This is a genomic window from Sphingomonas sp. IBVSS2, assembly GCF_002127225.1.
GTDB lineage: Bacteria > Pseudomonadota > Alphaproteobacteria > Sphingomonadales > Sphingomonadaceae > Sphingomonas.
Genome location: NZ_NFUR01000005.1, coordinates 125024 through 151010, shown reverse-complemented (window position 1 = coordinate 151010; position 25987 = coordinate 125024). Strand labels below are relative to the sequence as shown.

Genomic DNA, 25987 nt, shown 5'->3' with positions numbered 1-25987 from the left:
TTCAGGACCGCCCCAGCTTCTCCACCAGGAAATCGACGAAGACGCGCACCCGCGCCGGACGGGTGGCGCCGCCGACATAGAGCGCGTGGATATCCTCGCGATCGCCGGGATTGAACGGCTCGAGCAGCGCGACCAGCCGCCCGGCGGCGACATGGTCCTCGACATGGAAGCTCCCGACCCGGACCACCCCCACCCCGGCAAGCGCGAGCTGGACCAGCGTCTCGCCATTGTTCGCCTCGATGTTCCCGCCGACGGGCAGGGCATAGTCGCGGCCGTCGCGCCGGAACGGCCAGACCGGCTCGGCGCGGCGGAAGTTGAAATTGAGGCAGTTGTGCGCGTGCAGGTCCTCGGGCAGCCGGGGCGTGCCCATGCGCGCCAGATAGTCGGGCGCGGCGACGATGGTGCGGCCGGTCTCGCCGAGCTTGCGCGCGGTGAGCGGACTGTCCGCCAGCGGGCCGAAGCGGATCGCGACATCGGCCCGGCCGCCCGCCACGTCCTCCAGCGTGTCGCTCAGGCTGATGTCGACCAGGATGCCGGGATAGCGCGCGACGAACGCGCCGAGCAGCGGCACCACCGAGAGCCGGCCATGCGCCAGCGCGGCGCTGACCCGCAGGCGCCCGCGCGGCGCGGCCTGGTCGGCGAGCGCGCCCTCCACTTCGGCAATATCGGCGAGGATGCGCTGGGCCGCGTGGAGATAGGCATCGCCCTCGGGCGTCAGCACCAGCCGGCGCGTGGTACGCGTGATCAGACGAACGCCCAGCCGCGCCTCGATCCGGCCGAGCGCGCGGCTGACCGCGGAAGGCGTGAGGTCGAGCCGGCGCGCGGCAGCGGAAAGGCTGCCCTCGCGCACTGCCGCCACGAAGATCTCCATCTCGCCCGATCGATCCGCCATGATGCGCGTCATTCGTGATTCTCAAGCACAGATGTTTCGCCTTTCGATGCTCTACTGGACGCGTGCATGCCAGTCCATTTGCATTGCCGCACAAATCCCGGAGCCCCATCCATGAGTCCCCGCCTCGCCCTCACTGCGCTCGCCATCGGTGCCTTCGGCATCGGCGTCACCGAATTCACGCCCATGGGGCTGTTGCCCGTGATCGCGGGCGATCTCGGCGTCTCGATCCCCGCGGCCGGCCTGCTCGTCAGCGCCTATGCGATCGGCGTGCTGATCGGCGCGCCGCTGATGACGCTGACGACCGGGCGCGTGCCGCGCCGCACGCTGCTGATCGCACTCGCCGGCATCTTCACGCTGGGCAACCTGCTGGCGGCGCTGTCCGACAGCTATGCGATGCTGCTGGCGGCGCGGATCGTGACTTCGCTCAACCATGGCGCGTTCTTCGGCGTGGGATCGGTGGTGGCCGCCGGCCTGGTTCCGCCCGAGCGGCGGGCCGGGGCGATCGCGGCGATGTTCATGGGCCTGACGATCGCGACGATCGGCGGCGTGCCGCTCGCCACCTGGGCGGGCGAGGCGTTCGGCTGGCGCGCGGTGTTCGCGGCGATCGCGGCGATCGGCGTGGTGACGATGGCGGCGCTGCGGCTGTTCGTGCCGGCGCTGCCCGGCCAGGCCGATGCCGATATGGGCGCCGAGCTGCGCGTGCTGGGCCGCGGACCGGTGCTGTTCGCGCTGGCGCTGACCATGGTGGGCTTCAGCGCGATGTTCACCGTGTTCACCTATATAGCGCCGATCCTGCGGGAGGCGGCGCACGCCTCCACCTTCCAGGTAACGGTGGCGCTGGTGCTGTTCGGCATCGGCCTCACCGCGGGCAACTGGCTGGGCGGGCGCTATGCCGATCGCTCGGTCGAGGCCGCGCTGATCACGATGACGGCGGCGCTGGCAGTGCTGCTGGTGCTGTTCGCGCTCGGCATGTTCTCGCTGCCGGTGGCGATGATCCTGCTGCCGCTCTGGGGGGCGGCGAGCTTCGCGCTGGTGCCGCCGCTGCAGATGCGTGTGATGGACGCCGCGCACGAGGCGCCCAACCTCGCCTCGGCGATGAATATCGGCGCGTTCAACCTGGGCAATGCGATCGGCGCGGCGCTGGGCGGCGAAGTGATCCGCCAGGGCCTGGGCTATCCGGCCGTGTCGCTGGCCGGCGCGGCGATGGCGCTGGCCGGGCTCGCGATGGTGCTGGCGCCGCGGCTGGTGCGAAGGCGGCGGGCAGTGGCGGTCGGCTGAGGGGCACGCTAGGGAAGGCCGATGACCGATCTTCCCTCGCCGCCCGTCGCAGCCATTCGCCCGCACAGCTTCACGCGCCACGGCGTCACCATCGAGGATCCCTGGGCCTGGCTCAAGGACCCGGCCTATCCCAATGTCACCGACAAGGACGTGCTCGCCTATCTCGAGGCGGAGAACGGCTATTTCCAGAAAGTGATGGAGCCGCTCGAGCCGCTCAGCGAGACGCTGTTCACCGAGATGCGCGGGCGTATCAAGGAAGACGAATCCACCGTTCCCCAGAAGGACGGCGACTGGCTCTACTGGACCGACTACGAGACCGGCGGCGAATATCCGCGCTGGTGGCGGCGCTCCGTGGATGGCGGCGAGGACGTGATGATCCTCGACGAGCCGGCACTGGCCGAGGGCAAGGAATATTTCCGGCTCGGCGCTTTCTCGGTGAGCCCGGACGGGCGGCTGCTCGCCTATGCCGTCGACGACAACGGCTCGGAGCGGTTCGAGGTCCGGGTGAAGGACCTCGAGACCGGCGAACTCCTGCCGGACACGATCCCGGGCATGCTCTCCGAGATCGTCTGGACCGCCGACTCCCGGGGCTTCCTCTACGGCCTCGCCAACGAGAACTGGCGGACCGACAATGCCCGCTGGCACAGGCTCGGCGAGCCGGTGGAACGGGACGTCGAGCTCTTCAAGGAAGCGGATGAGGGCTACCGCGTCGCGGTGGGCGAGACCCAGTCGCGCAACTATCTGCTGATCTCGACCGGCGACCATGTGACCAGCGAAGTCTATCTCCTCTCACCCGAGGATCCCTCCCGGCCGATGATCTGCGTCAGCCCCCGCAAGCCGGGCCGCGAATATGACGTGGACGAGCATGACGGCACGCTGTTCATCCATACCAACGACGTCGATCCGCAGTTCCGGCTGGTGACCGCGCCGGTGGCGACGCCCGGCGAATGGACCGAGCGGATCGGCCCGTCGGCGCATTTCTACATGACCGGCGTGACCTGCTTCGCCGACTATTTCATCGTCGAGGGGCGCGAGGACGGGCTCGATCAGATCGAGCTCCACCGCTACGACCCGGCCATCGCCCCGGTGCGGCTGAAATTCCCCGAGGCCAGCTATGTCGCCGGGCTGGGCGACAATCCCGAATATGCGATGGACAAGCTGCGCATCGGCTATGAGTCGATGGTCACGCCTGGCACGGTCTATGACTATAGCGTCGCCACCGGCGCGCTCGAGACGCTGAAGGTCCAGGAGATCCCGTCGGGCTATGACGGGTCGAAATACCGCACCGAGCGGCTGAAGATCGCCGCCCGCGACGGCACCGAAGTGCCCGTGTCCATCGTCTATCCCAGGGACTTCCCCAGGGACGGCACGGGCAAGCTGTATCTCTATGCCTATGGCGCCTATGGCTATGCGATCCCGCCGGGCTTCTCGACCAGCCGCATCTCGTTCCTCGACCGCGACGTCGCCTTCGCCATCGCCCATATCCGCGGCGGCGACGATCTCGGCCAGCAATGGTATCTCGACGGCAAGCTCGAGAAGCGCACCAACAGCTTCAACGATTTCGTCGATGTCGCCCGGGGGCTGATCGACCGGGGGTTCACCCACAAGGGCGGCATCGCCATCGCAGGCCGCTCCGCGGGGGGCGAGCTGATGGGCGCGGTGATCAATTCCGATCCCGACCTGTGGGCGGTGGTCGTCGCCGACGTGCCCTTTGTCGACGTGCTCAACACCATGCTCGACGAGAGCCTGCCGCTCACCCCGGGCGAATGGCCCGAATGGGGCAATCCGGTGACGGATCCGGCCGCGTTCGCGCTGATCCGCTCCTATTCGCCCTATGACAATGTCGCTGCCCAGGCCTATCCGCCGCTGTTCATCTCGGGCGGGCTCAACGATCCCCGCGTGACCTATTGGGAGCCCGCCAAATGGGCCGCCAGGCTGCGCGCCACCAGGACCGACGACCAGGTGCTGGTGCTCAAGACCAATATGGGCGCCGGCCATGGCGGCAAATCCGGCCGGTGGGAGAGCCTGAAGGAAGCCGCCGACGAGATGGCGTTCGTGCTGTGGCAGCTCGGCGCCACCGCCTGAATTTCCCCCCTCTATCCCACCGGCCGCACCGCGAGGCGGGTCTCGCGGTGGCATTGGTGGCAGAAGGCGAAATCGAACGTCTCGCTGAGCGCCCAGGCCTGGGAACTGACGTCCCATTCGGCCCAGGCGTCGCGCGTAACGGCAACACCACCGCAACGTTCGCACGCATACTCGACCCGAGGAGCTTCGCCTTCTGCCACGCCCGGCAGCATAGGCGATCTCCGATCCGTTTCGGTGGCAACCATCTCCATAATGGACAAGGTTGCGCGGCCGTTGCGGATCGAAGGAAGGAGGCCTAGCCTCGCCGTCTCCGACCAAGGGAGCGAATCCATGCGCACTTCCATGCTCGCACTCGGCGCCGCGGCGGCGCTGTTCACCGGCCTGGCGGCCACCGCCCCGGCCAGCCGCGCCGTCGCCGCCGATCCGGCCGCGGACGTGATCGCCGGCCGCAAGGCCGCCTTCCTGCTGTCCGGCGCGCTGTTCGGCCAGATCAAGGCGGGCATCGATCGCGGCGACGATCCCAAGGCGCTGGGCTTCGCCGCCCGCGCGCTTGCCGGCTGGGCCCGGGCGATCCCCGGCATGTTCCCCGCCGGCAGCGGCATGGCCCCGTCCGAGGCGCAGCCCACCGTGTGGAGCGACCGCGCCGGCTTCGAGGCACGCGCCGCCGACTATGCCGCGGCGGCGGCCAAGCTCGCCGAGTTCGCCAAGGCCGGCGACAAGGCCGGCTTCGCCGCGCAGTTCGGCGAAGTGGGCAAGGCCTGCAAGGCGTGCCACGACGCCTATCGCAAGCCCGACGACCATCATTGAGCAAGCCCGCCCGGGCACCCAATTCCGGTTCAGCGCAACGAAAGCGCGGCTTCGCGATTTTGGACTCCGGTGTTAACCCTAATTGCCTGTGCACCATCGGCCGGGGCAAGGCTGTATGGTTCGGGGAGTATTGCCGATGCACGACTGCATGAAACGCCGCCTGCTCTACGCTTCCAGCCAGGCCTATCAGCCGGCCATGCACGTCCATGGCCGCAACGTCGGCTGGATCGAGGCGCCCTTCGTCGTCCGCCGCGAGAGCGCGCTCGGCCAGCGCCAGATCGACCAGGCGCTGGTCGGCCGCACGGCCCAGGGCGTGGTGGTGGCGTTCCGCGGCTCGCTCCCGCCCTTTTTCGGCAGCGCGCATGACGGCTGGGACGTGGTGCTCGACTGGCTGAACGACGCCTTCTCGCTGTGCGTCGAGGATTCGCATTATGGCGGCGGCGTGCATTTCGGCTTTGCCGAATCGACGCGCCGGCTGTGGAACGACGCGGGCTCGGGCCCCGGCGTGCGCACCGCGATCCAGGCGATGCTCGACCAGAGCCTGCTCGACCGCAAGGCGCGGCGGCATTTGTTCGTCACCGGCCATAGCAAGGGCGGCGCGCTCGCCAATCTGGCGGCGATGCGCTCGGCCCAGGTGCAGGAATGGGCGGACCTGCCGGTGAGCGTCGCCACCATCGCCGCGGCGCGCGCGGGCAATGCCGACTTCGCCGCCAGCTATGACCGCACCCGCATCGCCTGCCTGCGCTACGAGATGCCGGGCGACGTGGTGCCGCACCTGCCGCTGAGCCCGGCCACGCCGGCCTGGGCGCGTGCGATCGCCAGGGGCGTGTTCCCCAGACTCGCCGTCGCCGATTATCGCCCGGTCGGCCTGCTCGTCGCACCGCCGCCGGCGCCCAAGCCGGGCCATCGGGCCTGGGCCGGCTCGCGCCGCCCGATCCGCCGCCTGCTCGACCGGCGCGGCGCCGGGCTCGAGGCGCTGGCCCCGGCGATCCTGACTGCGCACGCCATCTGCCCGGGCAGCGGCTATGACCGGCTGATCTGCGACGGCGAGGCGGTGTGCGACCATGGCGAGGGCGGGGCGCGCAAGCGGGCATGACCTTCGCGCGACGGCGCGACGAAGAAGAAGTGAGAGGCTCAGGCGAAGGCGCGAAGATGCGCGGCTCGCCGCGTCTGCGGCGTTTCCACTTTCACCGCCCCCTCTTCCAGCCGTCGAAGGGCGCATAGCCCCACCGCGAGCACCGTTCCTCCGCGCCTTCGCGCCTCCGCGTGAACCATTTTCCTCTTTCCTCGCCGCGGCCGGGCGCGAACCGAACCGGCGCGAAAACTCGCGAAGGCATCGCCCTCATCGCACGCGGCTCACCACGCCTCGCCCTTGCCGGGCGGCGCGATCATGGTGCGGCTAGGCCGTCGTCAGCAGGAGGAATATTGCTTCACGCGGAGACGCGGAGAGAAGGATGTTCGCGCAGAGGGCGCGAAGGACGCAGAGCTTGCGCATCGACAGGCTCGGGTCGACGGCGATATCGTCAGCGCTGTGCGGCCCGCCGATCTTCTCCGCATCCTCTGCGCGAACGACCCTTGCGTGCGGCAGAGCGGGCGGCGCAGCCCGGGGGGTGCGCCGCCCGCGCGGCTCAGAAGTGCGCGATCACGCCCGCCATCGGGCGGAAGCTCTTCGCATTGTTGAACGTGTTGATCTCCATGCGCAGGCGCACGCCGCTATTGCCGGTGACGCCGCCCAAGCCGATGTCCTTCGGGCCGACCTCGACGCCGGCACCATAGGTCATCGCATGATAGTCTCGGCTGTTGTTGCCCAGCGCGTCGAAATTGACCCATTGGTAGCCGACCTTGCCATAGATCATGCCGCTCTCGCCCGCGCGCAGGCCGAAGCGGCCGGCGGCGCCATATTCCCAGTCGATATCGCCCTTGATGCCCTTGGCGACATTGCCCTCGGCGCCGACGAAGACGGGCCCTAGCGGGATGTTGATGCCGGCGACGCCCTGGACCAGGGCGCCGTCATAGGCCTTGCCGTTCGCGGGAATCGGGATGCCGGCGTTGGACTGGCGATCGAACCGCTCATAGCCGCCCATGACGCCGATATAGGGCTCGATCCCGAAGGCGCGGGTGCCGTCGGGCGCGGTCCGGGCCGGGGCGGCGGTGGTGGCGGTGTCGACGGAAGCGCTGTCGGCGCCGGCATCCTGCGCCTGGGCGGCGGGGACGGCGAAGGGCAGCGCGGCGAACGCCGCGGCGGCGATGAGTTTACGCATGTGGGGGGGGAACCTCGTGACTATTACAAACACTCGCCCCGCCGAAGGCGGCCCAGATACGCGGGCGCTGGCGGCGGGGCATGGGGTCAATGCACGAGGAGTCCGCCGGGTTGCATTGCAGCATGGGATTGCGGCGGGGGTGTTGCCTTGGGGACACGGTTAAAATAGTGATACTAGGCATCAAAGTTGGCAATCCGTCCAGATGCCCTGCTCAAACTATTGCTCTGATCACACCCTCGATCAACATCCCAAATTTCGTTAACAAAATCAGACAGGACCGCGTTATATTCCGGACCAACCTTTCTGCCTGACCCTGGCCTAGGAATGACACCTTCCCTCAAGTTCCGATGACGGCTGGCTGAAACACATTGAATAAGAACCTGCTTTGGATCTACGAGAAGATCCGGATTGGCTGGAACTATAGCGAGCGCCAATCCGAAAAAACGCGCGAAACCGCTGCGGTCAGCAAGGAGCCACGACTCGACAGATCTATTGCATAGGCGAATCAGCGCTCCACCAATCTCATGACGGTTTGGGGCTATTTGATTCAGCAAGGCCACCGGGCATCCATCATCATCCAAGTCTCTTAGAATGAGCCAAGGACTGAAACGTGCCGCATTAAGATATCCAGGGATCGCGGCATCTAGCCTATGCTTACCTCCTTTATCAAATTCAGATGCGACTTGATGGCCGTAGCGCGAAAGCATTTTCCTCGCGACTGCCAAGTCCAAGATACCCTCACCCGCTACTGAAAAAATCGCCATCAGACCAGATTTGAGAAAAGTGGTAGCTGATCAATTCTCGCAGGCCGAACCCTAGGGAAAACAGCATCCGCCATTGTAATCCCGCCCTCAAGAAGCAGTCTTATTTGATTATCATGAACTGCTGTTTGTACATTTGTACCCTCATGTGCCGTTGCCAGAAGATGAACTTCGTCAAGGCCAATACCTTCATCTGATAAAAGTGCATCTGAATGGGTAGTCACGATGACTTGCCGCCCATTTCTACGTCCCACTCGACTAAAAAGAGCAGGAAGGTGCCGCACCACGGCAGGATGAAGGGAGAGCTCAGGTTCCTCTAGAAGGAGCGCCCCACCAGACTCCATCAGAGCCCATAGCAGCCCCATCAGCCGCAAAGTCCCGTCTGAAAACTGATCCTCAGTCTGCCAAGCACCAGTCGCACGCCAGTGCGTATATCGGCCCTTTAGGTGCCAGAACCCCTTAGTGTCTTGATCAAGCGTCAATTCACTTAGCTGCGGCACAGCAAACGACAGGCTTTCAGCAATCCTTCGTAGCCGCGCGTCGCGTGTTTTCTTAGGTGTTCGCGCAACCACTTCGAGAAAATCGCCGCCAAAAGGGTCTTCCGCCCGCCCAAACGACCTATCTGGCTCTCTAACAATTTGCGGAACTATATGGCGATAAGAAATCGAGTCAAAATATTCAGCCAATCCGCGGAAAGGCTTGTTTGCACTGATTTGTTCAAGATGAGTTTGACTCAACCTTGCCTCATCAAGTCTATCGTTATCATCTGGTCTATCTAATATTAGAACTCCATTACTATAAACTTGCTCTCTGATAATTTTTGCCTGCCTATTATTATCCTGACCAAACGCAAGTACATATCGCCATATGTTGTTAGAAGATTCCGTTCCAACAGATACATCAATTTCAACGTCAGTTTTTTTACGAGAGAACAAGCTTCTAATAGCAGATACGCCACCTCTACTTTCAACCGCCTCTCTGAATCCTCCGCCGACCTTTGCTATGTCCCGAAGGAAACGAAAAATATCCAGGATATTGGATTTCCCCGCCGCATTCGCACCTACAAAGAACACGCGCCTAGCGAGTTCAATTTCAAACTCACCAAAATTCTTCCAACGCTCCGCGCGAAGCCGGGTGAAGCGAAGTGGAGATCGACTATCTTCTGCCATCTTACTCCGCCGCAATCCCCGCCTTCGAGAACATGTCCGGCCCGCCCTCGCCGCCATCCTCGTTGGCGACCGGCGTGATCTTGGCCTTCTGGCGCTTGTCGAACGAATCCCACACTTCGTTCCAGGCGCCGCGGGTCGCCGCCTTCGAATATTCGGTCGCGCGGGTCTCGAAGAAATTGGCATGCTCGACGCCGTTCAGCAGCGGGGCGAGCCAGGGCAGCGGGTGCTCTTCCACCATGTAGATCGGCTTGAGGCCGAGCTGGCCCAGGCGCCAGTCCGCGATGTAGCGGACATATTTCTTGATCTCCTTGGGCGTCATCCCGTTCACCGGGCCCATCTCGAACACCAGGTCGATGAACGCGTCCTCGATGCGCACCGTCTTCTGGCACATGTCGAGAATGTCGTCGCGGACCGACGGGGTGAGGCAGTTGCGCTCCTTGCAGAAGGCATGGAACAGCTTGATGATGCCTTCGCAGTGCAGGCTCTCGTCACGCACCGACCAGGACACGATCTGTCCCATGCCCTTCATCTTGTTGAAGCGCGGGAAGTTCATCAGCATCGCGAACGAGGCGAAGAGCTGCAGCCCCTCGGTGAAGCCGCCGAACATGGCGAGCGTCTTGGCGATGTCCTCGTCGCTGTCGACGCCGAAGGTGCTCAGATAGTCATGCTTGTCCTTCATCTCCTTATACTGGAGGAAGGCGGCATATTCGGTCTCGGGCATGCCGATCGTGTCGAGCAGGTGCGAATAGGCGGCGATATGGACCGTCTCCATGTTGCTGAACGCGGTCAGCATCATCTTGATCTCGGTCGGCTTGAACACGCGGCCATATTTCTCGTGGTAGCAATCCTGCACCTCCACGTCCGCCTGGGTGAAGAAGCGGAAGATCTGGGTGAGCAGGTTGCGCTCGTGATCGGTGAGCTTCTGCGCCCAGTCGCGGCAATCCTCGCCGAGCGGAACCTCCTCCGGCAGCCAGTGGATCTGCTGCTGGCGCTTCCAGAACTCGAACGCCCAGGGATATTCGAAGGGCTTGTAGGTCTTGCGGGCTTCGAGAAGCGGCATTGGGGTTACTCCGTGACGAACTGAGAATAGAGGAGGATCGCAGCAAGGACCGCGGCGGCGAACTGGAGGATCAAGCCCCCGGCCCGGATGCCGCGCAGCCCTTCCGGGCCGGGATCGCCGTTGCCGAGCACGCGGGCGGCAACGAGGCGCGGTGCCAGCGTGAAGACACCGCCCAGCATGCCGAAGAACGCGAAGGCGCCGACCAGGCCGTTGCTCATGCAGCCCCTCCCGCCAGTGTGAAGGCCGCTGCGAAACCGCCGAGGAACAGGCCCAATGCGAAGAGCATCATGCCGGCGATGCGCAGCGCATAGCTGCTCGCCTCGCCCTCGGGCAGGCCGAGCCAGGCGCGCGCGGCGGCAGGCTTCACCAGGGCGGCGAGGCCCGCGGCGCCCGTGGCTCCGGCAATACCTGCCATCAGGGCGAGGCTGCGCGTCACTGGTCGATCACCGTGGTGTTCCGGCCGCGCACCACCCGGTCGCGATAGACGACCCGGGTGACCCGATGCCCGCGATTGGCGCCGACCCCGAACACGCAGATGCCGAGGAAATAGCCGAAATCATACCAGCCGCCATTATTGGGCACGGCATAGACGGCGACATCCGGCACGATCAGCGACAGGAACCAGGCGACCGGGAAGATGAAGCCGTGCCACAGGCCGAGCAGGAAGCCCGGCGCTTCGGGCTGGACGGCACTGGGCACCTGCTTCGCACAGGCGGCGAGCAGCAGAAGGGCAGTGAGCGCCAAGGCTCGGAAAGAGGCGCGAACGGGATTCATGCGATTCCCCTTTCGGGTGCGTGGGAAGCGGCGCGCGCAGCTGCATCGTTTCGCCGCCGCGCGCGTTGAGCGTGCGAACCATCCCCCCAAGGAGATCCGACATGACCGACGTGCGTGCAATCCAGGAGCATATGGAAGTGATCGGTGCCGACGGCGTCCATGTCGGCACCGTCGACAAGGTCGAGGGCAGCCGGATCAAGCTCACCAAAAAGGACAGCGCCGCCGAGATCGAAGGCGCGACGGGCAGCCATGCCGGGCATCATCACTATGTCTCGGTCGGCCTGGTCGCCGGCGTGGAAGGCGACAAGGTGCGCCTGTCCGCCACCGCGGCCAATGCGATCGAGATCTTCGAGGAAGAAGCCTGAGGTCATGCCCCCTCTCCCCGCGGGAGAGGTGCAGGCCGCGTAGCGGCGCGGGGTGAGGGCGGGCGCGGCGCACTATGCGAATGCACGCCCTCACCCTTCCCATTGCTTACGCAATGGGCCCCTTCCCTCTCCCGGAAGGAGAGGGAGATTTGGGCCAGGACGCCATCGATGTTCTCCATCGCATCGTTGTTCCAGAAGCGCTGCACGCGATAACCTTCGGATTCGATGAAACGCGTACGGCGCGCATCATATTCAATTGCTTCGGCATGCTGTCCGCCATCCACCTCGATCACCAGCCGTTCGGCAAAGCAAAGCAGATCAACGCGGTAAGGCCCAACCGGCGCCTGGAATCGCCACTTCCGCTCGGGGAAGGCCTCGCGCAGTGAGCGAAGCAGCCTTTTCTCGGCATCCGTCGCATTGCGACGAAGTTCGCGGAGCTGCGACACCGTACCCGACGGCTGATCACGATAGAGGCGCATTCGCCTTCACCCTTCCGCCGCTCCGCGGCTTCCCCTCTCCCATGGGAGAGAGATCTTCACCTCACTGGCACGCCAGGCATTCGTCATAATCCGTCGACTCGCCCAGGTTGAACTGCGGCTTCTCGATCGTGTTGTCGGCCTCCACGCCGCCCGCGAAGCCGGCGCGCTGCACCGACTTGGAGCGGAGATAATAGAGCGACTTGATGCCGAGCTCCCAGGCGCGGAAGTGAAGCATCAGCAGGTCCCACTTCTCCACGTCCGCCGGGATGAACAGGTTCAGCGACTGGGCCTGGTCGATATAGGGCGAGCGATCGCCGGCCAGCTCGAGGATCCAGCGCTGGTCGATCTCGAAGCTCGTCTTGTAGACGTCCTTCTCTTCCGGGCTGAGGAAGTCGAGATGCTGGACCGAGCCGCCCTGCTCGAGGATCGAGTTCCACACCGCATCCGAGTTCTTGCTCTTCTCGCTGAGCAGCTTCTCCAGATAGGGATTCTTGACCGAGAACGAGCCCGACAGCGTCTTGTGCGTGTAGATGTTGGCCGGGATCGGCTCGATACAGGCCGAAGTGCCGCCGCAGATGATCGAGATCGACGCGGTCGGCGCGATCGCCATCTTGCAGCTGAAGCGCTCCATCACGCCCATGTCGGCCGCATCCGGGCACGGCCCGCGCTCGACGGCGAGCGCCATCGAGGCCTGGTCGACCTGCGCCTTGACGTGCTTGAACATGCGCAGGTTCCAGCTCTTCGCCATCGCGCCCTCGAACGGGATGTTCCGCGCCTGGAGGAAGGAGTGGAAGCCCATCACGCCCAGGCCGACCGAACGCTCGCGGCTGGCCGAATAGGCGGCCTTTTCCATGCCCGGCTCGGCCCGGTCGATATAATCCTGCAGCACATTGTCGAGGAAGCGCATCACGTCCTCGATCATCCCGGCCTCGCCCTTCCACTCGTCCCAGGTCTCGAGGTTGAGCGAGGAGAGGCAGCACACCGCGGTGCGCTCATTGCCCAGATGATCCTTGCCCGTGGGCAGCGTGATTTCCGAGCAGAGGTTCGAGGTGGAGACCTTGAGGCCCAGATCGCGATGATGCTTGGGCATGTTCGAGTTCACGTGATCGGCGAACACGATATAGGGCTCGCCGGTGGCGAGGCGGGTCTCGACCAGCTTCTGGAACAGCGCGCGCGCATCGACCTTGCCCCGCTCGGACTGGTCCTTGGGCGAACGCAGCACCCATTCCTCGCCGTTGCGCACGGCTTCCATGAACGCATCGGGGATCAGCACGCCATGGTGCAGGTTCAGCGCCTTGCGGTTGAAGTCGCCCGACGGCTTGCGGATCTCGAGGAACTCCTCGATCTCCGGGTGCGAGATGTCGAGATAGCAGGCGGCCGAGCCACGGCGCAGCGACCCCTGCGAGATCGCCAGGGTAAGCGAATCCATCACGCGGACGAAGGGGATGATGCCCGAGGTCTTGCCGTTGAGGCCCACCGGCTCGCCGATGCCGCGGACATTGCCCCAATAGGTGCCGATGCCGCCGCCGCGCGAGGCGAGCCAGACATTCTCGTTCCAGGTGTCGACGATGCCGTTCAGGCTGTCCGGCACCGAATTGAGGAAGCAGCTGATCGGCAGGCCGCGGCCGGTGCCGCCGTTCGACAGAACGGGCGTGGCGGGCATGAACCACAGCTTCGAGATATAGTCGTAGATGCGCTGGGCGTGCGGCTGATCGTCGGCATAGGCCGAGGCGACGCGCACGAACAGGTCCTGGAAGGTCTCGCCGGGCAACAGATAGCGGTCGCGCAGCGTTTCCTTGCCGAATTCGGTGAGCAGCGCGTCGCGCGAATGATCGACCTCGACATCGAACGCGCGCGGCGCGACGGCCTTGCTGTCGTTCCGCTTGCGCGCCTTCGGCGCCGCCTTGGCGACATCGCTCGCGGCCGGCTTGCCGGCAGTGGCGGGGGCTTCGGCGACGGTCTCGTTCACGCTGTTTTCCGTGTCCCTGAATTCCATAACTCTCACCCCTGAAAAGCTTCACCGGCCTTCCCCGGGGGAAGGCATCAAATCCCGACTCGAAGGGGCTGCCGATCCTAGCATCGACGCGGCCGCGCGCGAAGAACAAAACATGTCCATCGCACTTCGTCCCAGGCACGAATCGACCCGTTCCGCATATGGGTATGCGGCGCCACGTCCACCAGTGCTTGAGCTTGCCCCTCAGTGCAACCACAACAGATTGTGCCAATCCGAGTCCGCGCACAAGACCCGAAATGGTTAATTTCCACAACGTTTCGTCGCTAAAATGACTCGGTTCGTGGCACCTGCATATCTGCTGCAATGCCGCGACGCGCGGACTTTCCTAGAGTTTCCGAAAGGCAAGGGAACGAACGCGGAACGTTAATTTTTTTCGCGTGGAGGAATCCGGCCGACCACAAGGGCTTGTGGTCGGCCGCGCGATCGCACCGCAGATGATGGCCATTACCGCATAGGGATAAGGCAGGCGCGCTTCGCCAGGGAACCGACACTTCTCGATCCGGAGCAATGCGGCTGCCCGGATGAACGATTGCAGTCCACGCAACCGAGCGTTGCCGATTGCGCGATATTCAATCAGACTTGCCCGGGTCTAGAGGCAGTCCTTTGGCGGATCGTTTCGCCGCGAGCGGGATTATGTCGGGATGGCAACGAACGGGGCAGCGACGGGGGAGCAGCCGGCATGGCAGCCGGCCCCGCACGAGCGCTCGCCGATCCCCGGTTCGCCCCCTACCCCCTGGCACCCGCCGCTGCGGCGCGCAGCCTATATATCGGTGGCGGTGCTGGTGATCCTGTCGGGTTCGCTGGGCAATGCGATCGTCACCGCGAACCTGACGACCCTGCAGGGATCGCTGGGGCTCTATTCGGCCGAGATCCAGTGGCTACCGACCGTCTATGTGATGACGAACGTCTGCGCGAACATGGTGCTGATCAAGTTCCGCCAGCAGTTCGGCATCCGGCTGTTCACCCAGATCTTCCTCGGCGCCTTCGCGCTGACCACCGCCGGGCACCTGATCGCGCACAGCTTCGCGACGGCGGTGGCGGTGCGCGCGCTGAGCGGGATCGCGGCGGCGGCGTGCAGTACGGTGGGGCTGCTCTACATGGTCCAGGCCTGGACGCCCGAGCACCGGCTGAAGGGCATCGTGATCGCGATCAGCCTGCCGCAGATCGCCGTCCCCCTTGCCCGGCTCTTCCCCAGCGAAGCCTTCGAGCCGGATCGCTGGCAGACCATGTATCTGTTCGAGCTGGGCCTGGCCCTGTTCTGCCTGGCCGCGGTGCGCCTGCTCGTGCTGCCCCCGGTCGAGCGGATGAAGGTGTTCGAGCCGCTCGACTTCCTCACCTTCCCGATCTTCGCCGGCGGCATGGCGCTGCTCTGCGCGGTGCTGGGCATGGGCCGGGCGCTCTGGTGGTTCGAAGCACCGTGGATCGCGCCGGCGCTGATCGGGGCGATCGTGCTGCTGCCGATCGCCTGGCTGATCGAGCATCACCGCGAACGCCCGCTGCTCAACACGCGCTGGCTGGCGAGCCGCGACATCGTGCGCTTCGCGCTCGTCTCGATCCTGGTGCGCGTGGTGCTTTCGGAACAGACGATCGGCGCGTCGGGGCTGCTCACCGTGCTGGGCATGGGCAACGACCAGATGCGGATGCTCTATCTGGTGGTGCTGCTCGCGACGCTGGCCGGGGTGGTGATCGGCGCGCTGACGCTCGATCCCCTGTTCCTGGGCAAGCCGATCCTGATCGCACTGGCGCTGATCGGCCTGGGCGCCTGGCTCGATTCGGATTCGACCAACCTGATCCGCCCGCACGACATGTATTTCAGCCAGGCGCTGCTGGGCTTCGCCAGTGCCCTGTTCATCGGGCCGGCGATGCTGATCGGGCTTACCCGCGCACTGCGCGAGGGCCCGACTCATTTCGTCAGCTTCTCGGCGCTGTTCGGCATCACCCAGAATCTGGGCGGCCTGTTCGGATCGGCGATGCTCGGCACCTTCCAGGTGATCCGCGAGCGGGCGCACAGCAACGCCATCGTCGCCCAGCTGGCGAGCGGCGATCCGCTGGTGGCGCAGCGCCTGCAGCAGAATGCCGGCGCCTATGGCCGGGTGCTGATCGACCCCGGCCTGCGCCAGGCCGAAGGTGCGGCGATCCTCTCGCAGACGGTGACGCGCGAGGCGAACATCCTGGCCTATAACGACACGTTCCTGCTGATCGCGGCGATCGCGGCGGGGACGATCTTGTGGGTCTTCATCCCCATCATGCGGATCCGGCGCGAGAACCTGGCGCGCGCCGCCGCCGAGCAGCAAGCAGGAGCACGGAATGGCTGAGCCGACGACCCCGGCGATCGAAGCGGACGCGAAGCCGGCCCCAGTGCCGGCCCCCGCGCCCGCGCCGAGCGAGGGCGCGGATCCGCCGCCCACGCCCGAAGTCGCCGCGCGCCGCTGGATCCCGCCCCGGCTCTCCTGGACCGCCATCCTGGTCGCGGTGCTGCTGGTGCTGGCAGGCGTGGCCGCGGTGCTGATGGCGTGGCAGGTCTGGCCCTTTGCCGGCAACGTCCAGTCGACCGAGAATGCCTATGTGCGCGGGCAGGTGACGATCATCAGCCCCCAGGTGAGCGGCTATCTCACCGACGTGCCGGTCCAGGATTTCGCGACCGTGAAGGCAGGCGACGTACTCGCGACGATCGACGAGCGCATCTATCGCCAGCGCGTCGACCAGGCGAAGGCGAACGTCGCCAGCGCCGAGGCCGCGCTCGCCAACAACCCGCAACAGGCGGCATCCAAGACCGCGGCCTATGGCTCGCAGGAAGCGGCGGTCGCCTCGGCCCAGGCGCAGCTCGCCAAGGCGCAGGCCGATTTCAACCGGATCGACGCATTGGCGAAGCAGGGCTTCATCACCCGGCGCGACCGCGATGCGGCGCTCGCCGCCCTGCGCACCGCCCAGTCGGCGGTGGCACAGGCCCAGGCGGCGCGGACGGTGGCGAGCGAGGACATACGCAGCGTCACGGTGAACAAGGGCGGGCTGGTCGCCGCGGTGGATGCGGCCAAGGCGGCACTCCATCTCGCCGAGATCGACCTCGCCAACACGGTGATCCGCGCGCCGGTGGCCGGCCAGCTGGGCGAGATCGGCGGGCGGCGCGGGCAATATGTCACGGCCGGCACCCAGCTGATGGCACTGGTGCCGCAGACCTTGTGGGTGACCGCCAATTTCAAGGAAGCGCAGACGGCGAAGATCCGCCCGGGCGCCAAAGCGAGCTTCCGGGTGGATGCGCTGGGCGGCGCGAAGCTGACCGGCACGGTCGAGCAGCTGGCGCCGGCAGCGGGATCGGAGTTCGCGGTGATCCGCAGCGACAATGCGACGGGCAATTTCGTGAAGATCCCCCAGCGGATCGCGGTGCGGATCAGGATCGATCCGGACCAGCCCGTGGCCGTGCGGCTGCGGCCGGGCATGTCGGTGGAGGCGAGCGTGGCGGTTGGGGACTGAGTAAAGTCACGCTAGGCTGGCCCCGCAACGAGATTCGGGGACGGCATATGCGGACGGGAATGACGGCGCTGGCGGTGGCTCTGACCTGGGCTATGCCCGCCTGGGCGCAGGAGGTGCCGGCCCCCGCCCCGTCCGATATCGTCGTCCAGGAAACGCCGCGCCCGCTCCCCACCGTCGAGGAACAGTCGATCGACGCGCTACGCGCGGCGCTCGCCGACGGGAGCATGACCAGCAGCTATGTCGTCGACGCCTATGTCGCGCGGATCGGCAAGCTCGACCGTGCCGGACCGACGCTGCGCTCGGTGATCGCCGTCGCGCCCGCCAAGGACCTGCGTGCCGATGCGCGCGACAGCGACGACCGGCGCAGGGCCGGCAAGCCGCTCGGCCCGCTCGACGGCATCCCGGTACTGATCAAGGACAATATCGAGACGCAGAACATGCCCACCACCGCGGGCAGCCTGGCGCTGGCCAACAACGACACCGGTCGGGATGCGCCGCTGGTCGCGCGGCTGCGGGCGCAGGGCGCGATCATCCTCGGCAAGACCAACCTCTCCGAATGGGCGAACATCCGCTCGAACAACTCGATGAGCGGCTGGAGCGCCATGGGCGGGCTGGTGAAGAACCCCTATGCGCTCGACCGCTCCGCCTGCGGCTCGTCGAGCGGATCGGGCGCGGCGATCGCAGCGAGCCTGGCGGCGGTGGCGGTGGGCACCGAGACCGACGGATCGGTGGTATGCCCGGCGGCGATGAACGGGCTGGTCGGGCTCAAGCCGACGCTGGGGCTGATCAGCCGCACCGGCGTGGTGCCGATCAGCCACAGCCAGGATACGCCGGGGCCGATGGCGCGCTCGGTGAAGGACGCGGCGATCCTGTTCGGCGCGATGGTGGGCAGCGATCCTGCCGACCCGGCGACGAAGGACGCAGACAAGCACCGCAAGGACTATGCCGCCGGGCTGGGCCCGGACGCGCTCAGGGGCATGCGGATCGGCTATTGGAAGCCCGAGATGGCGGCCGACCTCGCCGCCCGCTTCGGCAAGGCGCTCGCCGAGCTCGGCGCCGCCGGCGCGGTGCTGGTCGAAGTGAAGATGCCCGAGCTGAAGGGCCTGGGCGAGGCCGAGGGGCTGGTGCTCCACACCGAATTGAAGGCCGACATGGCCGCCTATCTCGCCACCACGCCAGCCAGCGTGGGCGCGAAGACGCTCGCCGACCTGATCGCCTTCAACGAGGCGCACAAGGACGCCGAGATGCCGTTCTTCGGCCAGGAGACCTTCATCAAGGCCGACAAGTCCAAGGGCCTGGACGATCCCGAATATCTGGCGGCGCGCGAGAAATCGGCGCGCATGGCCGGGCCCGAAGGGATCGACGCGATGCTGAAGGCCGCGGACGCGCGGATCCTCGTCACGCCGACCTATGGCACGCCCTGGCTGAGCGACCCGGCGCATGGCGACCAGTTCCAGGGCCCCTCGGCGAGCGAGCTGCCGGCGGTCTCGGGCTATCCGCACCTCACCGTGCCGATGGGCCTGGTGAACGGGCTGCCGGCCGGCCTGTCCTTCATCGGCACGGCCTATGCCGACGGGCTGCTGCTCAAGGCCGGCTATGCCTATGAGCAGGCGACGCACGCCCGGGTGGCGCCGCAATATCTGCCGACGATCCCGGCGGACCTGGGGCCGCGGCAATAGCCGCCGCCCCGGCGATCATTTCTTCTTGCCGTCCAGCTCGAGCAGTTCCTCGCGCACATGGATCGCCTCGAGCGACATGCGCACCTCGAACAGGAAATAGATCAGGCCGGCCATCAGCAGCAGCATCGAGACGATGAAGGCGCTCGCCACCCAGATGCCGACATGCAGGTTGCTGAGCCGCGCGACGAACATCATCGCGACGACGAAGCAGATGGCGAGGGCGCTGGCCGTGCACAGGAAGATCGCGTTGTTGATCACCGAGATGCGGCGATCGATGATGCGCAGCTCCCACACATGGCGATCATGCTCGGGCCCGGTGGATCGCGGGTGGAGCTGCTCGATGTTGCGCGCGCGATCGACGATGCGGGCGAGCCGGCCGACCATCACGTTCAGGAACGCCCCGATGCCCGCCAGGAGGAACACGGGCGCGATCGCCGCCTGAATCGTTTCCGAAACCGTGGAGAGATAGGGTCCTTCCATGCGTCATGCGTTATGACCGGGGAACCGAACGGAGTGAAGCCCATGATGCAGTTCGAGACCGACATGGATGCCGGGGTGATCGAGTTCACCGTCGACGGCGAAGTCACCCGCGCCGAATATGACGCCGGGGCCACCGAAATGGAGGCGGTGATCGCCCGCCACGGCAAGCTGTCGGCGGTCGCGGTGATCCGCAGCTTCGCCGGCATGGAACTGGCGGCGTGGTGGAAGGACATCAGCTGGGGCGTGGGACACCTCACCAAGATCGGCCGCGTCGCGGTGGTGACCGATATCGGCTGGATCGTCGCCGCCAGCCGCGCCACCGGGTGGATGGTGCCGGGCGAGCAGAAGATCTTCGCGCCCGAGGAGCTGGACGCCGCTCGCGCCTGGGCCCGCGCGGGGTGATCGCCCGCGTCATCACGGCTTGGTAACGGGTGGCGGGCTAGAAGCATGGCCATGTCGAAGCCGATGCTGCTCGAGGAATTCACGCGCCTGCCGCCGACGCTCATCGTCGATTGCGTCGACGGGCTGGCCGGCGCGATCGACGCCGTAGCGGCGGGCGCCCGCCCGTCGCACCGCTTCCTGCGCTATGGCTGGTTCGCCGCCGCCCTCCGCACCTATGGCGGCCATGCCCGCACGCTCACCGTGGCGCGCGAGGGCGAGCCCGTCGCCGCGCTGCCGATCGTCTCGGCCGGGCCGGCCTGGGCGAAACTGGCCGCGATCCCCGGCTGCTACTGGCCCTTCCGCAGCTTCCCCGTGCGCGAGGATGCCGGTGTCGAGGCGATCGAGGCGCTGCTTCCCCGGCTCGCCCGCGCGGCGCGCGCCCTGCGCGTCGGCCCGGTCTATGACGGCGATCCCGGGCTCGAGCTGCTCAAGGAGGCGGCGCGGAACCGCGGCTGGGCGGTGCTCGACCGGTTCGTGGCGGACAGCTTCCTGCTCGACATCGCCGCCGAGCGCGCCGAAGGCACCTGGCCGCGCAACTCGACGCTCAAGAAGAACCGTTTCCACGAGAAGCACCTGGGCGGGCACGGCGCGCTCGACTGGAGCTTCGTCCACGGCGCCGGCTGGAACGACGCGGCGTTCGAGGCGCTCGCCGGCATCGAGGAGAAGAGCTGGATCGCGGCGCGGACCGACGGCTCGGACGCCAAGTTCACCGCGCGCGGCCATGGCGGCTTCTGGCACGCCGCCGCCGAGGATCCCGTGATCGCCGGGATGATGTGGACGGCGCTGCTCCGCGTCGACGGCACCCCCGCCGCCTTCTCGTTCGACCTCAACGCCGGCCCGCTCAAATATGCGATCGCGAACAGCTATGATCCGCGCTTCGCCAAGCATTCGCCCGGCAAGCTGCTCTATTATCGCAACCTCGTCCGCGCGATCGAGGACGGCATCACCGCCGTGGACTGGGGCGCCGGCGACAGCGGCTACAAGCAGGTGATCGGCGCCGCGAAGGGCCCGGCGATCCGCGACTGGCTGTTCGTGCGGCCGGGGCTCGACGCGCTGGCCGGCAAGCTGCTGCGCGGCGCCTGGAAGCGCACCGGCCGCGCCGAGGCCGGATCAGCGCCGGCGGAAACGAACCGCGTCCTCGATGCTGAGGAAGGCGACCGCGGCGATGAAGAACGCAAAGGCGGCAGCAACCAGACAGAGATACATGGGGCACTTCCCGGCTCGTGACGTGACTTCCCGCGGGCCTGCCCCCTGGGACAATCCGTCGCTTTGACCTTCGTCAAACCGCCCCCGATATGCGGCGCATGATTGCCGCCCATATCTGCTCCGACTGCGCGGTGCGCGACCGCGCGCTCTGCGCCAGCCTCGACGATGTCGAGCTCGATGCGCTCAACGCGCTCGGCCAGCGGCGCCGGCTGACGCGCGGGCAGACGCTGGTCTGGGCCGGCGAGGAAAGCCTGGTCTGCGCCAACCTGCTCTCCGGCGTGCTCAAGCTCAGCGCCGTCACGCCCGACGGGCGCGAGCAGGTGGTGGGGCTGCTCTACCCGGCCGATTTCGTCGGCCGCCCCTGGGCCGAACTGGCCGACTTCACCGTCACTGCGCTCGGCGACGTCGAGCTCTGCGTCTTTCCGCGCAAGCCGTTCGAGCGCGTGCTCGAAGACCATGTCCGCATGGAGCGGCTGCTGCTCCGGCGCACATTGGCGGCGCTCGACGAGGCGCGGGGGCGGATGCTCACCCTCGCCCGGCTCTCGGCGCGCGAGAAGCTGGCCGGCTTCCTGCTCGACCTGGCCGATCGCGTGCGGAGCTGCCGCGCCACTGCCTCCGGGCCGGTGACCTTCGACTTGCCCCTTACGCGCGGCGAGATGGCGGAAGTGCTCGGGCTGACGATCGAGACGGTGAGCCGCCAGCTGAGCAGGCTCAAGGCCGAGGGCGCGATCAACCTGATGGGCGCGCGCGGCATCACCATCCGCGACCGGGCGATGCTGGAAGCGGCCTAGCCGGCGACCTTGCGCAGCGCCGCGACGAAGCGGTCCACCTCTTCCATGGTCGTCGCCAGCGCCGGCGTCACCCGCACACAGCTTCCGCTCGCCAGGCCGTCACGGTGCACGGTGAAGATGCCATGCTCGTCGAGCAGCCGCCTGGCCAGCGCGACATTGGCTTCGTGCGACGTCCGGCCCTTCAGCCGGAACGCGGTGATCGCGCCATAGCTGCCGGGGTCGTCGGGCGTGAGCACTTCGACAGTCGCCAGTTCGCGCGCAGGGCGGACCCAGCGATCGCGCAGCGCCCGGAGCCGGGCCTGCTTCGCGGCGGCGCCGATGCCTTCATGGAAATCGAGTGCCGCGGGCACCGCGAGCAGCGCCGCATAATCGACCGTGCCGGTATGGACGCGGGACCGGATGTCCGCGGGGCTCGCGCCGGCCTCGGCGGGGTCGACATCGATATCCGCCAGCCGGCCGCCCCGGATCACGATCGCGCCGACGCCAAGCGGCGCGCCGATCCATTTGTGCAGGTTGATGCCGAGGAAGTCGGCGGCGAGATCGGGCAGCTTATAGTCGATCTGGCCGACACCGTGCGCGGCATCGACGATCGCGTCGATGCCGCGGAGCCGGGCCATCGCCGCGATCTCGGCGACCGGCAGCACCAGCCCGGTGCGATGGCTGACATGGGTGAGCAGCACCATGCGGAGATTGGGGTGCGCGGCAAAGGCCCGCGCATAGGCATCGAGCACCGCCTGGCGCGTGGCGGGCAGCGGCAGGGCGATCTTGATCACCTCCACGCCGCGCCGGCCCTTCAGGCTCTCCATGCAGGCCTGCATCGCGTCATAGTCGAGATCGGCATGGAGCACCGCGTCGCCGGGGCGCAGGCGGCTATAGCCCAGGATCAGCGCGCGCATCGCCTCGGTGGCGTTGCGGGTGAAGGCGAGCTCCCCCGGGCCCACGCCCATCGCGGCGGCCACCCGGGCGCGGACCCCCTCGATCTCGCCGGGCATCTCGCGCCGGGCATAGAAGCTGGTGTCGCGGTTCACGCGATCGACATGGGCGCGATAGGCGGCATGCACCGGCCGCGCCATCATTCCCCAATTGCCGTGCTCGAGCTGCACCACCTTGCGCGTGACGTCGTACTGCGCGGCGATGCCGGCCCAGCGCGCGTCGTCCGCCGCAAGGGCCGGGGCGACGGGCATCGCGGCCGCGGCGGCGAGCAAGGTCCTGCGGTCCATCATTCCCCTCCTCCCGATGCGGCGGCCTATCGCCTATTGCCGGATATAGCGGAAGTACCAGACCTCATGGCCCTGGCGCCGCGCCTTGCGCTCGTAGCGCGTCTCGGGCCAGTCCGCCGGGCGCGTGAGGAAATCCTGCGCGGTCTTCGCCTGCCAGGCGAAGTCGCGGCGCTGGTCCATGATCATCATCGACCAGCGGCAATAGGTCGGATCGTCGGTGCCCAGGCGGAACTCGCAGCCGGGCTTGAGCTTCGCCGCGATGATGTCGAGCGGGCCATGGTTCATCATCCGGCGCTTGGCGTGGCGGGCCTTGGGCCAGGGATCGGGATGGAGCAGGTAGAGCCGGTCGAGGCTGGCATCGGGCAGCCGCTCGAGCACTTCGAGCGCGTCGCCCATGTGCAGGCGGACGTTACGCAGATCGCCGTCGCGGACATGGCCGAGCGCGCCGACCACGCCGTTGAGGAAAGGCTCGCAGCCGATAAAGCCGTGATCGGGGCGCATCGCGGCCTGGCCGGCGAGATGCTCGCCCGCGCCGAAGCCGATCTCGAACTCGAGCGGGCGATCGTCGCCGAAGAGGATGGTCGAATCGAGCGGACCCGATTCGGGCAGGCTCACCTGCGGGAGCAGTTCCTCGACAAGAGCGGACTGGCCCTGGCGGAGCTTGTGGCCCTGGCGGCGGCCATAGAGACGGCGGATGGAAACGGGATCGGACACGGGCCGCCTGTTAGCGTCCCGGGCGCGGAGGACAAGCGTTAGAGCGCCTGGGCGAATGCGGCGGGCGCCGCCGGGCGCGTCGCGACCATGCGCTGGTGCGCCGCGAGGCGGCGATGCTGGGGCATTGTCGCACGCGGCTCGCGGCGGGCGAGGTGCGCGCGCGGCAGCGGACGGCTGCGCGCCGGCGCGATCCAGTCGCCCTGCAGGTGGCGGATGCCCATGGTGCACAGCAGGACCAGGTCCTCGCGCCGCGCGATGCCATTGGCGATCAGCGTCACGTCCATGTTGCGGGCAAGGCGCTGCACGCCCTCGACGATCACCCGGCGCGATCTGCTGTCGGCAATGTTGCGGACGAGGCCGGCATCGAGCTTGACGAAGCGCGGCGTGAAGCGGCCGAGCAGGCGGACGGCGAGCGGGCCGACGGCGAAATTGTCGAACGCGATGGCGATGCCGCGGTCCACGCATGCCTGGGCCAGCGCCGCGATACGGGCCAGGTCGCCGCGCTCGTCGGCGTCGATCTCGAGGACGATGCGGCCGAGCGGTACACGATGCTCGATCGCGGCGCGGAAAAGATGGGCGAGCAGCACCTCCGGCGCGCCGCAGGCGGCGGCGACCGGCACCGCGAGCAGCGCCTCGCCGTCGAGCAGCCCGGCATCGGCCGCACCGGCGATCGCGCCGCCGATCCGCGCCACTTCGAGCCGGAGACGAGACTCGGGGGCGAGCGCCGCGGCGACCTGGCCGAAGCCGCAGCCATCGACGGTGGCGATCGCGGCCCAGGCGAAGGGCTGGCCCGAAGTCGCGGCGATCATCGGCTGGAAGGCAATGGCGAGACCGGACTGGAGCGCGGCTGGAGCAGGTTCGGTATGCATGACGCTTCCTTTCTGCCCTTCGTTAAAAATGGTTAACGTCGCCCACTCCATTCCGTGCCTCGCCGAAGCGGGATTCTCCCCATGGGGATTCTACCGGGGGAAGGAGGCGACGGATTCCGCTTGCTCCACGCGAATCCGCGAGTCGCGCCGATGCACGAGAGTCGCCATCGAAACGACCCATGCGCGATTTACCGCCGAAATGGTTGTTTCTTCCGCTGCCGGCGGGGGAAAGATCCGCGGCGCGGCGCGAATCAGGCCGCGTTGCGCAGCACCGGCTGCGGCAGGCTGCCGGTGGCAGGCGCACCGACATGGGCGCCCTGGACGAGCGGCACGCCGAAGCTGCGGATCCGCTCATAGACCGGCTCGCTGTCCACGCCCGCCGCGACGATGCGCAGGCCCAGGCTCTGCATGCGGCGGATGAGGTCCTCGATAGCGATGCGGCGCGACCAGCTCGACGCGATGGTGCTGACCAGCTCGGGCTCGATCGTCACCGCATGGGGCGCGAACTTGCCGCAATAGGCGAGCCCCGATTCATTGGGGCCGACACCGTGAAAGGCAACGACCGGGCCCAGCTTGTTGAAGACATGCATGATGTCGGCCAGCTCGGAGCTGGTGATCGCCTGATAATGATGGAGCGTGAACACCAGCCGCTCCGCGACGATGCCATATTGGCGCGCGGCGAGCAGCGCCGGCTGGATATGCTCCGCCGGATCGCCGATCGCCGGCGCGCTCAGCGGAATGGCGAGCCGGCCGCCCGAACTGGCGAAGCCCGCGGTCGCGGCCCAGCGCACCGCGGCGACCGCGCAGCGGCGGTCGACGTCGCGGCGCTGCTCGGCCGAGAGCTGATCGAAGTCGCAGGCGGCGGGCCCGCCGTCGCGCAGCACCTGCGCCTCATAGGCATGGATGCGCCCGCCAGCGATCTCGGCAATGGGCTGGAAGGCGATCGCGAGCCCGGTGCCGGCGCCGCTGGGCGCCCCGCCTTCCGGAACCATCATCGAATTCTCCGACTCCACCGACTCGCTCCTTTCCATTCCTTCCTGATGAAGAATTACGGTTGCTCAGTGCTTTATAGGACGGCCCGGGAAAATACGGAACGAAGCGGCACAACGAAAAGCCCCGCGCCGGCGATGCGGCGCGGGGCTTTCGGTTTCGGCGGGCCGAAGCGGAGAAG

The 25987-nt window shown here is 67.0% G+C and carries 27 protein-coding genes; 11 read left to right on the top strand and 16 right to left on the bottom strand.

All coding sequences use genetic code 11. From position 1 onward, the window contains the following. Nucleotide 1: 1 nt before the first annotated feature. On the bottom strand, nucleotides 2-892 hold the full coding sequence (locus tag CAP40_RS16250; protein WP_256924287.1) for a LysR family transcriptional regulator: 891 nt from the start codon (nucleotides 890-892) through the stop codon (nucleotides 2-4). 111 nt (nucleotides 893-1003) lie between these two features. On the opposite strand from CAP40_RS16250, the gene CAP40_RS16245 reads away from it, so the two are divergent. Both CAP40_RS16245 and CAP40_RS16240 read left to right on the top strand, forming a co-directional pair. After that, nucleotides 1004-2170: an MFS transporter gene (locus CAP40_RS16245; RefSeq protein ID WP_086130598.1), complete on the top strand. Its 1167-nt coding sequence runs from the start codon at nucleotides 1004-1006 to the stop codon at nucleotides 2168-2170. A gap of 21 nt (nucleotides 2171-2191) precedes the next feature. After that, complete coding sequence (locus tag CAP40_RS16240; protein ID WP_086130597.1) at nucleotides 2192-4255, top strand: S9 family peptidase; 2064 nt, start codon at nucleotides 2192-2194, stop codon at nucleotides 4253-4255. 11 nt (nucleotides 4256-4266) lie between these two features. Here CAP40_RS16240 and CAP40_RS20520 read toward each other — a convergent pair whose 3' ends face one another. Beyond that, entirely contained in the window at nucleotides 4267-4587 is a 321-nt protein-coding gene (locus CAP40_RS20520; protein ID WP_179188288.1) for a hypothetical protein, read from the bottom strand. On the opposite strand from CAP40_RS20520, the gene CAP40_RS16230 reads away from it, so the two are divergent. Further along, the gene (locus CAP40_RS16230) at nucleotides 4586-5062 is read left to right on the top strand and encodes a cytochrome c (protein WP_179188286.1); all 477 of its coding nucleotides are present in this window, start codon (nucleotides 4586-4588) and stop codon (nucleotides 5060-5062) included. The two genes, CAP40_RS20520 and CAP40_RS16230, sit on opposite strands and share 2 nt — an antisense overlap. 148 nt (nucleotides 5063-5210) lie before the next feature. After that, nucleotides 5211-6158, top strand: a complete 948-nt coding sequence (locus CAP40_RS16225) for a lipase family protein (RefSeq protein ID WP_179188284.1) — start codon at nucleotides 5211-5213, stop codon at nucleotides 6156-6158. A gap of 532 nt (nucleotides 6159-6690) precedes the next feature. Here the strand turns inward: CAP40_RS16225 and CAP40_RS16220 are convergent. The 7 genes from CAP40_RS16220 to CAP40_RS16195 form a co-directional block, all read right to left on the bottom strand. After that, the gene (locus CAP40_RS16220; protein WP_086130594.1) at nucleotides 6691-7323 is read right to left on the bottom strand and encodes an outer membrane protein; all 633 of its coding nucleotides are present in this window, start codon (nucleotides 7321-7323) and stop codon (nucleotides 6691-6693) included. A gap of 173 nt (nucleotides 7324-7496) precedes the next feature. Next, entirely contained in the window at nucleotides 7497-8087 is a 591-nt protein-coding gene (locus CAP40_RS20515; RefSeq protein ID WP_179188282.1) for a hypothetical protein, read from the bottom strand. Beyond that, the gene (locus CAP40_RS16215; protein ID WP_086130593.1) at nucleotides 8087-9253 is read right to left on the bottom strand and encodes an AAA family ATPase; all 1167 of its coding nucleotides are present in this window, start codon (nucleotides 9251-9253) and stop codon (nucleotides 8087-8089) included. The genes CAP40_RS20515 and CAP40_RS16215 overlap by 1 nt, the downstream gene beginning before the upstream one ends. Nucleotide 9254: 1 nt before the next feature. Next, nucleotides 9255-10313: a ribonucleotide-diphosphate reductase subunit beta gene (locus CAP40_RS16210; RefSeq protein ID WP_086130592.1), complete on the bottom strand. Its 1059-nt coding sequence runs from the start codon at nucleotides 10311-10313 to the stop codon at nucleotides 9255-9257. 5 nt (nucleotides 10314-10318) lie between these two features. After that, nucleotides 10319-10531 carry a hypothetical protein gene (locus CAP40_RS16205; RefSeq protein ID WP_086130591.1) on the bottom strand — a complete coding sequence of 71 codons (213 nt, stop codon included), beginning with the start codon at nucleotides 10529-10531 and terminating at the stop codon, nucleotides 10319-10321. Continuing rightward, nucleotides 10528-10728, bottom strand: a complete 201-nt coding sequence (locus CAP40_RS16200) for a hypothetical protein (protein ID WP_256924285.1) — start codon at nucleotides 10726-10728, stop codon at nucleotides 10528-10530. Before CAP40_RS16200 ends, CAP40_RS16205 begins: the two co-directional genes overlap by 4 nt. Before the next feature lie 17 nt (nucleotides 10729-10745). After that, a complete protein-coding gene (locus CAP40_RS16195; RefSeq protein ID WP_086130589.1) occupies nucleotides 10746-11087 on the bottom strand; it encodes a hypothetical protein in 342 nt (113 codons plus the stop codon). Between the two features lie 101 nt (nucleotides 11088-11188). Here CAP40_RS16195 and CAP40_RS16190 point away from each other — a divergent pair, with 101 nt between their 5' ends. Continuing rightward, entirely contained in the window at nucleotides 11189-11452 is a 264-nt protein-coding gene (locus tag CAP40_RS16190) for a DUF2171 domain-containing protein (protein WP_086130588.1), read from the top strand. 2 nt (nucleotides 11453-11454) lie between these two features. On the opposite strand, the gene CAP40_RS16185 is transcribed toward CAP40_RS16190, so the two are convergent. Both CAP40_RS16185 and CAP40_RS16180 read right to left on the bottom strand, forming a co-directional pair. Continuing rightward, a complete protein-coding gene (locus CAP40_RS16185; protein ID WP_086130587.1) occupies nucleotides 11455-11931 on the bottom strand; it encodes an endonuclease domain-containing protein in 477 nt (158 codons plus the stop codon). A 61-nt stretch (nucleotides 11932-11992) separates the two neighbouring features. Next, the gene (locus CAP40_RS16180) at nucleotides 11993-13927 is read right to left on the bottom strand and encodes a ribonucleoside-diphosphate reductase subunit alpha (RefSeq protein ID WP_086130586.1); all 1935 of its coding nucleotides are present in this window, start codon (nucleotides 13925-13927) and stop codon (nucleotides 11993-11995) included. A 659-nt stretch (nucleotides 13928-14586) separates the two neighbouring features. Between CAP40_RS16180 and CAP40_RS16175 the strand changes: the two genes are divergently transcribed. The 3 genes from CAP40_RS16175 to CAP40_RS16165 are packed head-to-tail and all read left to right on the top strand — an operon-like array spanning nucleotide 14587 to nucleotide 19095. Beyond that, the gene (locus CAP40_RS16175) at nucleotides 14587-16260 is read left to right on the top strand and encodes an MFS transporter (protein ID WP_086130585.1); all 1674 of its coding nucleotides are present in this window, start codon (nucleotides 14587-14589) and stop codon (nucleotides 16258-16260) included. Continuing rightward, entirely contained in the window at nucleotides 16253-17416 is a 1164-nt protein-coding gene (locus tag CAP40_RS16170) for an HlyD family secretion protein (RefSeq protein WP_086130584.1), read from the top strand. The genes CAP40_RS16175 and CAP40_RS16170 overlap by 8 nt, the downstream gene beginning before the upstream one ends. A gap of 47 nt (nucleotides 17417-17463) precedes the next feature. Next, a complete protein-coding gene (locus CAP40_RS16165) occupies nucleotides 17464-19095 on the top strand; it encodes an amidase (RefSeq protein WP_086130583.1) in 1632 nt (543 codons plus the stop codon). A 15-nt stretch (nucleotides 19096-19110) separates the two neighbouring features. Here CAP40_RS16165 and CAP40_RS16160 read toward each other — a convergent pair whose 3' ends face one another. Then, the gene (locus CAP40_RS16160; protein ID WP_086130582.1) at nucleotides 19111-19575 is read right to left on the bottom strand and encodes a DUF2721 domain-containing protein; all 465 of its coding nucleotides are present in this window, start codon (nucleotides 19573-19575) and stop codon (nucleotides 19111-19113) included. Between the two features lie 42 nt (nucleotides 19576-19617). Between CAP40_RS16160 and CAP40_RS16155 the strand changes: the two genes are divergently transcribed. The 3 genes from CAP40_RS16155 (at nucleotide 19618) to CAP40_RS16145 (ending at nucleotide 22013) form a co-directional block, all read left to right on the top strand. Then, nucleotides 19618-19977, top strand: coding sequence for an STAS/SEC14 domain-containing protein (locus CAP40_RS16155; RefSeq protein WP_179188280.1), 360 nt, complete (start codon nucleotides 19618-19620; stop codon nucleotides 19975-19977). A gap of 51 nt (nucleotides 19978-20028) precedes the next feature. After that, complete coding sequence (locus tag CAP40_RS16150) at nucleotides 20029-21243, top strand: GNAT family N-acetyltransferase (RefSeq protein ID WP_086130796.1); 1215 nt, start codon at nucleotides 20029-20031, stop codon at nucleotides 21241-21243. 77 nt (nucleotides 21244-21320) lie between these two features. Beyond that, complete coding sequence (locus tag CAP40_RS16145) at nucleotides 21321-22013, top strand: Crp/Fnr family transcriptional regulator (protein WP_086130795.1); 693 nt, start codon at nucleotides 21321-21323, stop codon at nucleotides 22011-22013. Here the strand turns inward: CAP40_RS16145 and CAP40_RS16140 are convergent. The 4 genes from CAP40_RS16140 to CAP40_RS16125 all read right to left on the bottom strand — a co-directional run bounded on the left by CAP40_RS16140 (nucleotide 22010) and on the right by CAP40_RS16125 (nucleotide 25829). Beyond that, complete coding sequence (locus tag CAP40_RS16140; RefSeq protein ID WP_306298588.1) at nucleotides 22010-23233, bottom strand: aminotransferase class V-fold PLP-dependent enzyme; 1224 nt, start codon at nucleotides 23231-23233, stop codon at nucleotides 22010-22012. The genes CAP40_RS16145 and CAP40_RS16140 overlap by 4 nt on opposite strands. A gap of 33 nt (nucleotides 23234-23266) precedes the next feature. Further along, a complete protein-coding gene (locus tag CAP40_RS16135; RefSeq protein WP_086130579.1) occupies nucleotides 23267-23947 on the bottom strand; it encodes a tRNA (guanosine(46)-N(7))-methyltransferase TrmB in 681 nt (226 codons plus the stop codon). A gap of 38 nt (nucleotides 23948-23985) precedes the next feature. Next, a complete protein-coding gene (locus CAP40_RS16130; RefSeq protein WP_179188278.1) occupies nucleotides 23986-24816 on the bottom strand; it encodes an EAL domain-containing protein in 831 nt (276 codons plus the stop codon). 251 nt (nucleotides 24817-25067) lie between these two features. Beyond that, nucleotides 25068-25829, bottom strand: a complete 762-nt coding sequence (locus tag CAP40_RS16125) for an EAL domain-containing protein (RefSeq protein WP_179188276.1) — start codon at nucleotides 25827-25829, stop codon at nucleotides 25068-25070. Nucleotides 25830-25987: the final 158 nt, after the last annotated feature.